Genomic DNA, 12,939 nt, shown 5'->3' on the forward strand with positions numbered 1-12,939 from the left:
TCTCCTGTATTCTTTTCTTACCCTTGTTTTACATAGAATACCTCACTTACTTATGATACGGTTCACCTTAATTAAAATGAAACAAACACTCATAAAATCGCTACACCCTATCCCCTCTAACTTTCAAAAGTTACACTGTTTCACTATCTCCATCCTCATCAACACTCGCCTCAAACTTATCAAGCAACGCACGCACTTCATCAGTTGATTTCGTGTTCATCAATTGATTTCTTAGTTCAGCAGCTCCAGGGAAGCCTTTTACATAAATTTTGAAAAAGCGATGAAGCCCTGTGATTGAGCGTGGTAGTACTTCTGCATATTGATCTTGAAGGTCAAGCTGCAGTCTTAGAAGATCAAGGTGTTCTTTACTGCTATGTTCTCTTGGCTCTTTTTCAAAAGCAAATGGATTTTTAAAGATACCTCGTCCGATCATAACGCCATCAATACCGTATTTTTCAGCAAGTTCCATTCCAGTTTGACGGTCAGGAATGTCTCCATTGATTGTTATTAGCGTATTTGGTGCGATACGGTCACGTAATTTTTTAATTTCCGGAATTAGTTCCCAGTGTGCATCTACTTGGCTCATTTCTTCTCTTGTACGTAAGTGAATAGAAAGGTTCGCAATATCTTGTTTGAAAATGTGCGTTAACCAATCCTCCCACTCACTTAACTCTTTAAAGCCAAGTCGTGTTTTTACGCTGACAGGTAGTCCGCCCGCTTTTGCTGCTTGAATAAGTTCTGCCGCAACGTCTGGGCGTAGAATAAGGCCACTACCTTTTCCTCTTGATGCTACATTCGGTACAGGGCAGCCCATATTAATATCGATACCTTTAAATCCTAGCTCTGCCATACCAATACTCATTTGGCGGAAATATTCAGGAGTATCTCCCCAAATATGAGCGACTATCGGCTGTTCATCTTCTGTAAAAATTAAACGGCCACGTACACTTTTCATACCTTCTGGATGACAATAGCTATCCGAGTTTGTAAACTCTGTGAAAAATACATCCGGTCGGCCGGCTTCACTTACTACGTGACGAAAAACAACATCTGTCACATCTTCCATTGGTGCAAGTACGAAAAATGGTCGTGGTAAATCATTCCAAAAATTATCTATCATTTCAAATTCAAATCCTCTCAATATGAATGCAATTTCAAACTCTCAATAAAAAATATAAAGCCAAATAGCAAAAGTACATTTGGACATTTATATTTTGTGAAAATCAGCAATATTCATTTTAACTAAAATCGTTGCTGAATGGTATTTTTATAAACCAAAAAGCAGATGGTATAGATTTTTCTATATCAACTGCTTTTTTATTATACCAACTTAAGCCAAGCCACACACTCCACATGAGTCGTATGCGGGAACATATCAACAGGCTGTACTTCCTGCGTTTTATATCCGCCTTCTTCTAGTACTTTTAAGTCGCGTGCTAATGTTGCTGGGTTACATGATACGTATACGACGCGTTTTGGCTTCATATCGATGATTGTGTTTAGTAATGCTTCGTCACAGCCTTTACGCGGTGGATCTACGACCATTGTGTCGGCGATTACGCCTTCTTTGTACCATTTTGGAATGACTACTTCTGCTTCTCCTACGCCAAATTCAGCGTTTGTCATGTTGTTTAGTGCTGCGTTTCGGTTTGCGTCTTCGATTGCTTCTGGAACAATTTCAACACCGTACACTTTTTTCGCTTTTTGCGCTAGGAATAAGGAGATTGATCCGATTCCGCAATAGGCATCGATTACTGTTTCGTCACCATTTAATTTTGCGTATTCTAACGTTTTATCGTATAGCACTTTCGTTTGTTCTGGGTTTACTTGATAGAATGAACGTGCTGAAATCGCAAATTTAATGTCACCGATAAAGTCATAAATATATTCTGATCCGTACAGTACTGTCGTTTTGTCTCCGAAAATAACGTTTGTACGTTTCGTGTTTACGTTTTGAACGATTGATTTTACTTCTGGGAATTTCGCTGCGATTTCTTCAATGATTGCTTCTTTATTTGGCAGTTCAGCTGTACGTGTAATGAAGACAAGCATAATTTCCCCTGTTACTTGTCCGTAGCGAGCCATTACGTGGCGAAGTGTTCCTTTGTTACGTTCTTCATTGTAAGCCGAAATACCGTGCTTTTCACAAATACGTTTTACTTCTTGAATTAATGTATCGTTTTCTTCCGCCTGAATTAAGCATGATTCCATATTAATGATGTCATGCGTTCCTTGACGATAGAAACCAGCTACAAGTCCACCTTCACGTTCTCCAATTGGCACTTGTGCTTTATTGCGGTATACCCACGGGTTTTTCATGCCAAGTACAGGATGAACAGGAACATCACTTAATCCACCGATGCGCTGCATAACGTCACGTACTTGTTTTTCTTTCGCTTTTAATTGTCCTTCATATGTTAAGTGCTGAAGTTGACAACCTCCGCACTCGTTGTACACGGGGCATTCTGCATCTTTACGATATGGACTTTCTTGATGAAGCTTCATTAAACGACCAAACGCGAAGTTTTTCTTCACTTTAATAATTTTAATTTGCGCTTCCTCACCTGGTAATCCGTTTTTTACGAAAATAGGATATCCCTTCACTTTCGCAACACCGGCACCATCATGTGTTAAATCTTCAAACACTACATCTATAAACTCGTTTTTTTCAACTGGTGGCGTCATTTTTATACTCATTTTCCGACCTCTCTTTTTCATAACACTGCGTTACATTTTATCATACTTATATGGTCTATTTCTATTGGAAGAAAAAAAGCTATTGACGATAGTTCTCTAGTAATGTTACGCTACTACTAATTTAATACGGACGATGTTACCTCATATATAGTCGATAATATGGATCGAGAGTTTCTACCCGGCAACCTTAAATTGCTGGACTATGGGGAAAACTAATGAATATTAGCCTATGTATAAAAAAGACTCCTATTGATTAGCTTTCTCTCATAGATGAAAGTGAATCCATAGGAGTCTTTTTTTTATTTTTCGAAAAGGTCAGACATCTTACGTATGACATGAAACTTCCATTACTTTATTTTTAGTAATATAACGAGCGTTTTATGTAAAAACTTTATACGAACTTCTGAAAGGGGCAACTACATGCAATATGTAATGAGCATTATCGGTATTCTTGTCGTTTTAGGTTTATGCTTTGCTTTGTCAAACAATAGAAGTAAAATCAACTTCCGTGCAATTGCTATTATGATTAGTTTCCAAATTTTAATCGGTTGGTTTATGTTTGGCACAAAGATCGGACAGCAAATTATCATCTTCATTAGTAAAGTTTTCAACAAACTAATTAAACTTGGTACGACAGGTGTCGATTTTCTCTTTAATGGAATTCAAAGAGATTTTGTCTTTTTCTTAAACGTATTACTAATTATCGTATTTTTCTCAGCACTACTTTCTATCTTTAGTTATTTAGGTGTTTTACCATTCATCGTTCGTATTGTCGGCGGTGCACTTTCAAAAATTACTGGTTTACCACGCGTTGAATCATTCCACGCAGTAAATTCTGTATTCTTTGGTTCAAGTGAAGCGTTAATCGTTATTAAAAATGATTTACAACATTTTAATAAAAACCGTATGTTTATCATTTGTTGTTCTGCGATGAGCTCAGTTTCTGCTTCTGTTACAGCATCATACGTAATGATGTTAGATGCGAAATATGTGCTAGCAGCTCTTCCACTAAACTTATTCTCAAGCTTAATCGTTTGTTCGTTATTAACACCAGTTGATACGAAAAAGGAAGATGAAGTGATTCAAAAATTTGATAGAACTCTATTCGGAGACAGCTTTATCGGCGCAATGATTAACGGTGCACTTGATGGTTTAAAAGTAGCTGGTATCGTTGCCGCATTAATGATCGCCTTTATCGGTGTTATGGAAGTTGTAAACTACGTAATTAGCGCTGCTTCAGGTGCAATGGGATATGCTGTTACTTTACAACAAATCTTCGGTTATATACTTGCTCCATTCGCATTCTTAATGGGTATCCCAACTCATGATATTATCCCAGCTGGTGGTATTATGGGTACGAAGATTGTATTAAACGAGTTTGTAGCAATCCTTGATTTAAAAGGCGCTGCTGCAACATTAGATCCACGTACAGTTGGAATCGTTACTGTATTCTTAATTAGCTTTGCAAGTATTAGCCAAATTGGTGCAATCGTTGGTACAATCCGTGCCCTTTCTGAAAAGCAAGGAAGCATCGTATCAAAATTCGGTTGGAAAATGCTATTTGCATCAACACTTGCTTCTATTTTATCTGCAACAATCGCTGGATTGTTTATTTAATAAAAAATCACCTTACTTGTTTAAGTAAGGTGATTTTTTGATTCTTTATGAAACCGAGTGAAATTCGATCGCTTCTTCTGTATTGATAATCCTATCTTTATATATACCTTTTATTGAAATATAAATGATAGATTTGTTTATGTTTTTTAACTTTCCTAATGAAAAATGATAAAGTAATCCATCGCTTTTTAAGGTCCACATCTTCCCACTCCATGGCCCAGTAGCTTTTTGTTCATCCGATGCCTTTATTTCACCTTCATATTCACACTCTCCAAAAGGAGTTTTAATTGTATTCTTCTCTGTATCAATTCGAATATTTTTAATTAGTTTCAAATTCTCATCAGAGAGAATTTGAATTTCATGGTCTTTCTTTTTAAAAAAGAGTTTTCCGTCTTTTGTATTTATATATTCTGCATTATTCATTTCATCTATCATAAAATCATATTCTTCTTTTGTAATACCCAAGTTTTGATGATAAGGAAAAGTTTTTTTCGGGATAATTTCTTCTTCTGCATACTTCAAATACCAATCTAAATTATTTGTAATGCTAGCGCTCATCTTATTTCCGATTTTCTCCAATTTCTCTTTTATCCCATAAGGAAATTCTAGCGTCATAATATCCGCCGTAACTTCCGCATTCATAAGGCGTGATGGAATATACTCCTCCACACTATTCGCTTTACTCACTTTACTTTGACAACAGACTATGAATAGCGATATGAAAAGGATATATACTAGTTTTTTATATTTCATTTCTGTTCTCCACTCCGTACATCATTCTTACTTACATTTATAGCGGTTCTTATTATAGTCCAAGATCCTGATATTTTAATAGAAACTACTCTAAATATGCAAAATTGCATATTAATAAACCTTTCTCTTACTTTAAAATTAACTTAAATTTTTTACCAAAATATACAAATTACAAATGAACAATGTTATAATTTGTAAAAAATATATTGGAGGATATTATGAAAGCTCACGCCCTTTTCGACTTCTTACACTTACTAGTTTTAAGCATGAAAAGCTATTATGTATGGGGAATGCCAATCTATGTATTCATTATCCCTCTTATTTTTGTAGTAGGTTATATCATTATCAAATCAAATAAGAAACGCAAGAATACCTCTATTCAAAGTCACTAACCTACCATTCACCTAAAAATGATATGATAAACAAGGGTATATCCCCACCTCTCTTATAGCGGTGGGGATTTTAATGTAAGTATGCAACATAATACACAATAGAAGGTGATTTTATGAGAAAATACGCAGCGATTGCTTTATGTACGTCTGCCATTCTAGCAGGATGTAATACTAGCAATGTAGAGCCTAAAAAAGAAAAAAAGGTTCAAGAGGTTAAGAAACAAGAAGAGACGGTGCGGGAACAAGGTAAAATTTCTTATAATCCAATTACGCACGAATCTACAAACGCAAATATTCATATTACAGACATAAAAGATTCTTTAACCGAAGTACAATATAAAATTTGGCGTACTGCTGATGGAAAGGAAAGTGCTAAATCTTTTTCTTCTAAAGAGAAAGATCAACAATTTACACTTCCCTTTGATATAAAAGAATTTGAAGGAAAACGCGGTGAATATCAAATTGAAGCTACAGGAACAACAGAGGGCGGAAAAACTATTCCACTTACGAAATCTACTATTACTTTCGAGCAAAAAGTTCCTGTTCTTATGTACCACGCAATTGATGATTATCATGGACAAGGTATTAAAGATTTATTCGTATCGCCTGCTAACTTTGAAGCACAAATGAAGTATTTAAAAGAAAATGGTTATACTTTGTTAACGTTTGAACGCTGGGGCGATATAAATAAAGTAAACAAGCCGATTTTCGTTACATTTGATGACGGTATGAAAAATAATATGAATGCATTTCATGTTTTACAAAAACTAAAAGACGATACATTTAAACCAGCGGCAACAGAATATATGATTGTTGCTAACGTTGATGTAGAAGGAGCTCTTTCTACATCTGAAATAAAAGAAATGGTTGATTCAGGTATTTTTTCTGTACAATCTCACACAGCAACACACGCAGACTTGCCGAAAATTACAAACTATGATGAAGAGTTAAAAGGATCAAAAGAAAAGCTAGAGAAAATAACAGGTAAGCCTGTTATCGCAATTGCTTATCCATTCGGTCATGTAGATGATAAAGTTGTCGCAGAAACAAAGAAACACTATCAATTTGCAACAACAACGAAGCCTGGACAATTCATTACGAAAGGTGAACCTGATGAGTTGTTAAAAATGAAGCGTGTTCGCATACACCATACAACGACTGTAGAACAATTTGCTTCTTCGATTAAATAACTATTAGAGCTCAATACATTTTGAGCTCTCTTTTTACGTTATATTTATATATATTTTTAGAATTTTCTTGTATTATATATAGTAAGAAATCTTTCAAACTAAAGGAGATTATACATATGTCATTTGAACAAACGTTAGAGAAATATGCTGCCCTTGCAGTCAATGTTGGTGTTAATATTCAACCCGGACAAACTTTATCAATCAGTGCACCTCTTGAGGCTGTACAGTTTGTACGCCTCGTTACAGAAAAAGCATATAAATCTGGTGCAAAACACGTATATGTTGATTGGAATGATGAGACGTTAACACGCTTAAAGTTCGATCTAGCTCCTGAAGAAGCTTTCTCTGAATTCCCTTCTTGGAAAGCAAATGCTCGTGAAGAATTAGCAAAAGAAGGCGCTGCATTTATGTCCATCTATGCAGAGAATCCTGATCTATTAAAAGGTGTAGAACCAAAGAAAATTGCAACAGCTCATAAAGTAGCTGGAGAAGCGATGAAAGTATACCGTGATTATGTACAAGCAGATAAAGTAAGCTGGTGCGTAATTTCTGTTCCTACGAAAGAATGGGCTGCAAAAGTATTCCCTGACGTAGCGCCAGAAGAACAAGAAACAAAGCTATGGGATGCTATCTTCAAAGCTACTCGTGCTGATTTAGAAAATCCTGTGGAAGCATGGAAAGAACATGATGAAACACTACATACAAAAGTAGATTACTTAAACGAAAAACATTATAAAGCTCTTCACTATACAGGCCCTGGAACAGACTTAACAATCGAACTTCCAGAGAAGCATGTATGGGCTGGTGCTGGTAGCTTAAATGAAAAGAACGTACCATTTATGGCTAACATTCCAACTGAAGAAGTATTTACAATGCCTCTTAAAACAGGTGTGAACGGCCAAGTATCTAGCACAAAACCGTTAGCATTTGCAGGTAACATTATTGATAACTTCACGTTAACATTTGAAAACGGACGTATCGTAGACTATAAAGCTGAATCTGGTGAAGAGGCTTTAAAACATTTAGTAGAAACAGATGAAGGTTCTCACTTCTTAGGCGAAGTAGCTTTAGTACCTCATGATTCACCAATTTCAAACACAAATATTTTATTCTACAATACGCTATTTGATGAAAATGCATCTTGCCACCTTGCAATCGGAAATGCTTATGCATTTAACCTAGTTGGCGGAAAAATAATGTCTAAAGAAGAACTTGCTGAAAATGGCGCAAACGCTAGTATTACACACGAAGACTTCATGATTGGATCAGCTGAGCTTGATATCGACGGCATTACAGCTGATGGAAGACATGAGCCGATCTTCCGTAAAGGTAACTGGGCGTTTTAATAAAAATAAAAGGCTATCTTCCACGCCGGAAGATAGCCTTTTATGATGCCGATGACACTTTCAGTCCAATTACTCCTAAAACAATAAAGAGAATACAAAATGCTTGGAATAAATTAATATGCTCTTTAAAAAAGTACACACTAATGATTGTAATAAGTAGCGTTCCCACACCAGACCAAATTGCATAAGCAATGCTTAAATTAATCTTTTTAACAACGATAGCAAACACGCTGAAACAAATTCCATAGAATACGAAAATAAGTACACTTGGAACAAGCTTTGTTAAACCGTTCGATAACTTCATCGCAATCGTTCCAGCTACTTCAAAAATAATTGTTACAAGTAATAATAGCCAATATACCATACTAGAATCTCCTTCTCTGTTACCTTATAGAGATTCTAGTATACTACTTATAGTCCTAACGAAATATATTTAATTTCTAAATATTCCTCGATACCAAAATGGCCTCCTTCACGGCCGATACCACTTTCTTTAAAGCCCCCAAATGGTGCTTGTGCAACTGATGGAAGGCCATCGTTTAAGCCGATAATTCCGTACTCTAACGCTTCACTAATTTGGAATGCTTGGCTAATATCTTTTGTGAAAATATAAGCAGCCAAGCCATATGGTGTATTATTTGCTCGTTCGATTACTTCTTCAACTGTTTTAAATTTCGCAACTGGTGCAACCGGTCCAAATGTTTCTTCATTCATACAAAGCATCGTGTCATTTGCCAATCCAATTACTGTTGGCTGAATGAAATAACCATCTAACTCTGCAAATTTATGGCCACCGTATAAAACTTCTCCGCCCTTTTGAATTGCATCTTCAATATGTTCTTGTACTTTCGAAACTGCATTCGCATCAATAAGTGGCCCTACAGTTGTTCCTTCGCAGAATCCATCTCCAACTTTAAGCTGCTCTACAGCTTTTGTGAACTTCACTGCAAATTCTTCGTACACTTCTTCTTGAACAAAGACGCGGTTTGTACATATACACGTTTGTCCTGCATTACGGAATTTCGAACCAATTACCGCTTCTACCGCCTTATCTAAATCAGCATCATTCATAACAATAAATGGAGCGTGACCACCTAATTCAAGCGAAACCTTTTTCATCGTTTGCGCAGCGCTAGCCATTAATTCTTTCCCAATTTCAGTTGATCCTGTAAAAGAAACTTTTCGAACGCGCTCATCTTCCATCCACGTATCGGCAATTGCTTTTGCACTACCTGTTACAATATTTATTACACCTTTTGGAATGTCTGCTTCATGTGCTAATTCAACTAACTTCAATGCAGTTAATGGCGTTTGACTCGCTGGTTTCACAACTGCCGTACAGCCTGCTGCAAGTGCTGGAGCTACCTTTCTCGTAATCATAGCAGCCGGGAAATTCCAAGGCGTAATAGCTGCCATAACCCCAACTGGTTGCTTCATAACTAAAATACGCTTATTCGGATGAGAAGCAGGAATCATTTCACCGTATATTCTCTTTCCTTCTTCTGCGTACCATTCAACAAAACTATTTGCATAATTCACTTCACCAAGTGCTTCTGCAAACGGCTTCCCTTGCTCTCTCGTCATGATTGCTGCAATTTCTTCTTTATTTTCATCAATGAGCGTGAACCACTTTTTTAACTTTACTGCACGATCCGCTGCCGTTAATTTTGACCATGATTTAAAAGCTTCATGTGCAGCATCAACTGCTTGCTTTGCCTCTGTAATCCCGCCCTTTGGTACAGTTGCAAATACTTCCTTTGTCGCTGGATTATTCACTTCGATTTGTTCTTGCAGTGTAATCCACTCACCATTTATATACATCGCCTTTTTCTCTAAGTTTACGAACGTCGCTTTTTTATCCAATGTTTTCTTCCTCCTCTATAAACTTCTTAATTTTCCTAGTAGCAGCAGATTGACTTATTTGCAAAAACTCAGCCACTTTATAACTTGATCCATACGTTTTATACGCTTTAAGAATAATATTTCTCTCTACCTCTTCCAGCATTCTATAAAGACTTTGTCCAGATTGTTCAACTGTTGCCTCTTGCATAGATAGTGGCAAATCTTCTACCGTTACAAAATCATCAACAGTGATAACAATTCGTTCAATTACATTTTCAATCTCTCTATTATTTCCTTCCCAAGGGTACCCTACAAACATTTGTAACGTACTAGGTGCTAACTTCACATCACGTCCGTACTTTTTATTAAAATGCTGTAAATAATGATAGATGAGCGGCAAAATGTCTTCTGTTCTCTCCCGAAGTGGCGGAATTGAAATTGGAATGACATTCAGACGATAGTATAAATCTTTCCGGAATGTTCCTTGTTTCACCATCGTACTTAAATCTCTATTTGTTGCCGCTACAATTCTAACGTCCACCTTTTTTAATTCTCTTCCGCCTATAGGACGAAACGTTTTTTCTTGCAATACTTGCAAAAGCTTCGCTTGAATTTCAAGCGGCATTTCACCAATTTCATCTAAGAAAAGAGTTCCTTTATGCGCTGATTCTAATAGCCCCTTTTTCCCTTCACGATTTGCACCTGTAAAAGACCCACCTGAATATCCAAAAAGCTCAGATTCGATTAAATTCGTCGGCAATGCCGCACAATTAATTTCATAGAAACTTTCATTCTTCCGGTGACTCACTTCATGCAAATGGCGTACTAATCGGCTTTTCCCCACTCCAGTCTCACCTAATACGAGAACAGTACTATCTACTACTGATACTTTTTTTATTGTTTCGATTATTTTTTGCATAGCGATACTTTTAAAAATAAGTCCTTCGTGTTCATATGTTTCTCTTAATTCTTTTTTATATGTTTTTAACTGATTATCCATTTCCTCTACCTTTTGACGTAATTGATAGAGTTCTGTAAGATCACGAGAATAACTAATCACTCTTCTTAAATTTCCCTCATCATCAAAAACAGGCCTTGTACGAACATGCAAATACTCTCCTGATTTCGTTGTTTGAACAAGTTCAACTGGCCTTTTCTTTTCAATTACTTCTAACGTTGCAGATGGATAAAAAATCCCTTCTTTTTGTAGTTCTTTTACATGCTTTCCTACTAATTCCTTAGCAGAGAGCTGGTAATGTCTTTCACACATGCTATTTACACGTACAACGATTCCTTTATCATCCGTAACAAAAATTTCGTCAAATGCATATTCAAATACATCTTGTAAATCCATCAACACTCGTTCCTTTTCTGCAACCATCCTAGCCACCCCTTACTTCAAATCCATCGATTCACTTCACTACCTTTATTATAAAGTGAATTTTCTGCATTTAACATAGAGTAAGCTAGAATGTTTTCAATTTGTTATTTATACAAATCTATTTATATTTTTCAACACATAATTCGCTGCCTTGAAAAATACAGAATGCCATCGCAACCACACCCTCACTTTGTTTTAGCTTGGCATGGGGCAGGAAAAGGGGCTGACCGATTCTATGCATGGCCAGATGCTCTCTTTCGCCTAAAAAGAAAAGCTTTATGCCCTTTTTTAAGTTATCCCAATTCTTTATACACGAGCGATATTTGCTTGCTCATAACAAGCTTGCAATGATTCTTCAATTATTGTTAAACCTTCCTCAAGTTGCTCATCTGTAATCACTAATGGCATTAAAACACGAATAACATTCCCATATGTTCCTGCTGATAGTAGAAGTAATCCATGCTTATTTGCCTCTGCACATAAATTAGACGCTAATGTTTTATCAGGCGCTTTCGTCTTGCGATCTTGAACGAGCTCGAATGCACACATTGCCCCTAAGCCGCGCACATCACCGATGCAATTGTATTTGTTTTTCATCTCTTGGAATCGGTTCATTACAACTTTCCCTACTTCTATCGCTCTATCATTTAATTTCTCTTTTTCTATTACATCAAGCACAGCTAATGCAGCCGCACATCCTAGTGGGCTTCCTGCATACGTTCCGCCCAGTTCTCCCGGTGCAGACTCATTCATAATTTCTTTACGCCCAATCACGCCACTTATCGGTACACCAGCACCTAATGATTTAGATACCGTAATTAAGTCTGGAACGACATCATAATGATCAATTGCAAAGTATTTTCCAGTACGACTAAAGCCTGTTTGAATTTCATCAGCTACAAATAAAATACCGTGCTCTGAACAAATGCTGCGTACTTCTTGAACGAATTTCTTACTTGGAACGATAAATCCGCCTTCCCCTTGAACAGGTTCCATTACAACTGCTGCAATTGTTTCTGGTGCTACTTCTGATATGAAGAAGTTCTTAAACTCTTCAATGATAAAGTCATCATACTGCTCTTCTGTTAACCCTTCTGGGCGACGGTATTCATATGGGAATGGCGCTTTATATACTTCTGGAGCAAATGGGCCAAATCCAAATTTATATGGTTTTACTTTACTTGTCATCGTCATTGTCATTAATGTACGCCCATGAAATCCTTTAGAAAATGCGATAATTCCAGGTCTCTTCGTATATTTACGAGCAATCTTCACTGCATTTTCAACCGCTTCTGCCCCACTATTTAAAAACAGCACTTGTTTATCGAAATTACCTGGTGCTACTGCGGCAAGCTTTTCCGCTAATTCAATATATGGCTCATACATCATCACATTAAATCCAGTATGAATATATTGATCTACTTGTTTATGAAGCGCTTCTTTAACAGCTGGATGACAGTGTCCTACATTAATTGTCCCAATTGCTCCTGCGAAATCAATGTACTGATTTCCATCCACATCTGTTACGAGTGCACCATTTGCAGATTGTACAAACGTTGGGATGCCGTTACTTACTCCTTTTGGTACTATATTTTGGCGGCGTTCTAATAAAGACGCTGCTTTCGGTCCAGGAATTTGTTCATTTACTTTAGCAAATTTTTTTGTGTTCATTGTGTACCCCATCCTTTTCTATACAATGTTTTCTCTTTATATTGCAAGAT

10 protein-coding genes and 1 riboswitch are annotated in these 12,939 nt (G+C 36.6%); of the genes, 3 read left to right on the plus strand and 7 right to left on the minus strand.

Features of this window, described 5'->3' with window-relative positions:
- Window positions 1-130: 130 nt before the first annotated feature.
- A complete protein-coding gene (locus ABH959_RS18730; RefSeq protein WP_404493049.1) occupies window positions 131-1,120 on the minus strand; it encodes a tRNA dihydrouridine synthase in 990 nt (329 codons plus the stop codon).
- 200 nt (window positions 1,121-1,320) lie between these two features.
- Complete coding sequence (gene rlmD / locus ABH959_RS18735; protein WP_044444283.1) at window positions 1,321-2,697, minus strand: 23S rRNA (uracil(1939)-C(5))-methyltransferase RlmD; 1,377 nt, start codon at window positions 2,695-2,697, stop codon at window positions 1,321-1,323.
- Between the two features lie 121 nt (window positions 2,698-2,818).
- Window positions 2,819-2,920: riboswitch (purine riboswitch) on the plus strand.
- 197 nt (window positions 2,921-3,117) lie between these two features.
- Here rlmD and ABH959_RS18740 point away from each other — a divergent pair.
- On the plus strand, window positions 3,118-4,314 hold the full coding sequence (locus tag ABH959_RS18740) for a NupC/NupG family nucleoside CNT transporter (protein ID WP_137057375.1): 1,197 nt from the start codon (window positions 3,118-3,120) through the stop codon (window positions 4,312-4,314).
- Between the two features lie 45 nt (window positions 4,315-4,359).
- On the opposite strand, the gene ABH959_RS18745 is transcribed toward ABH959_RS18740, so the two are convergent.
- A complete protein-coding gene (locus ABH959_RS18745; RefSeq protein ID WP_404493050.1) occupies window positions 4,360-5,067 on the minus strand; it encodes a hypothetical protein in 708 nt (235 codons plus the stop codon).
- 505 nt (window positions 5,068-5,572) lie between these two features.
- Between ABH959_RS18745 and ABH959_RS18750 the strand changes: the two genes are divergently transcribed.
- Both ABH959_RS18750 and ABH959_RS18755 read left to right on the plus strand, forming a co-directional pair.
- Entirely contained in the window at window positions 5,573-6,649 is a 1,077-nt protein-coding gene (locus ABH959_RS18750; protein ID WP_061676133.1) for a polysaccharide deacetylase family protein, read from the plus strand.
- Window positions 6,650-6,765: 116 nt separating this feature from the next.
- Window positions 6,766-7,995, plus strand: a complete 1,230-nt coding sequence (locus tag ABH959_RS18755) for an aminopeptidase (protein WP_404493051.1) — start codon at window positions 6,766-6,768, stop codon at window positions 7,993-7,995.
- Between the two features lie 40 nt (window positions 7,996-8,035).
- Here ABH959_RS18755 and ABH959_RS18760 read toward each other — a convergent pair whose 3' ends face one another.
- From ABH959_RS18760 to gabT, 4 genes are all read right to left on the minus strand, one after another.
- Window positions 8,036-8,359, minus strand: a complete 324-nt coding sequence (locus tag ABH959_RS18760; RefSeq protein ID WP_002029495.1) for a DMT family transporter — start codon at window positions 8,357-8,359, stop codon at window positions 8,036-8,038.
- A 47-nt stretch (window positions 8,360-8,406) separates the two neighbouring features.
- Window positions 8,407-9,858, minus strand: a complete 1,452-nt coding sequence (gene gabD, locus ABH959_RS18765) for an NADP-dependent succinate-semialdehyde dehydrogenase (protein WP_404493052.1) — start codon at window positions 9,856-9,858, stop codon at window positions 8,407-8,409.
- Window positions 9,851-11,218 carry a sigma-54 interaction domain-containing protein gene (locus ABH959_RS18770; RefSeq protein ID WP_113938031.1) on the minus strand — a complete coding sequence of 456 codons (1,368 nt, stop codon included), beginning with the start codon at window positions 11,216-11,218 and terminating at the stop codon, window positions 9,851-9,853. The genes gabD and ABH959_RS18770 overlap by 8 nt, the downstream gene beginning before the upstream one ends.
- A gap of 306 nt (window positions 11,219-11,524) precedes the next feature.
- Window positions 11,525-12,889 carry a 4-aminobutyrate--2-oxoglutarate transaminase gene (gene gabT, locus ABH959_RS18775; RefSeq protein ID WP_016103209.1) on the minus strand — a complete coding sequence of 455 codons (1,365 nt, stop codon included), beginning with the start codon at window positions 12,887-12,889 and terminating at the stop codon, window positions 11,525-11,527.
- Between the last annotated feature and the right edge of the window lie 50 nt (window positions 12,890-12,939).

The sequence above is a fragment of the Bacillus sp. RC51 genome (assembly GCF_044908115.1).
Taxonomy (GTDB): Bacteria; Bacillota; Bacilli; order Bacillales; family Bacillaceae_G; genus Bacillus_A; species Bacillus_A mycoides.

Excerpts from the sequence above, each read along its gene's own strand:
- ABH959_RS18740 (WP_137057375.1), top strand. The coding sequence starts at position 3,118 with ATGCAATATGTAATGAGCATTATCGGTATTCTTGTCGTTTTAGGTTTA.
- ABH959_RS18730 (WP_404493049.1), bottom strand. The coding sequence starts at position 1,120 with ATGATAGATAATTTTTGGAATGATTTACCACGACCATTTTTCGTACTT.
- ABH959_RS18750 (WP_061676133.1), top strand. The coding sequence starts at position 5,573 with ATGAGAAAATACGCAGCGATTGCTTTATGTACGTCTGCCATTCTAGCA.
- ABH959_RS18755 (WP_404493051.1), top strand. The coding sequence starts at position 6,766 with ATGTCATTTGAACAAACGTTAGAGAAATATGCTGCCCTTGCAGTCAAT.
- rlmD (WP_044444283.1), bottom strand. The coding sequence starts at position 2,697 with ATGAGTATAAAAATGACGCCACCAGTTGAAAAAAACGAGTTTATAGAT.
- ABH959_RS18745 (WP_404493050.1), bottom strand. The coding sequence starts at position 5,067 with ATGAAATATAAAAAACTAGTATATATCCTTTTCATATCGCTATTCATA.
- ABH959_RS18770 (WP_113938031.1), bottom strand. The coding sequence starts at position 11,218 with ATGGTTGCAGAAAAGGAACGAGTGTTGATGGATTTACAAGATGTATTT.
- gabT (WP_016103209.1), bottom strand. The coding sequence starts at position 12,889 with ATGAACACAAAAAAATTTGCTAAAGTAAATGAACAAATTCCTGGACCG.
- ABH959_RS18760 (WP_002029495.1), bottom strand. The coding sequence starts at position 8,359 with ATGGTATATTGGCTATTATTACTTGTAACAATTATTTTTGAAGTAGCT.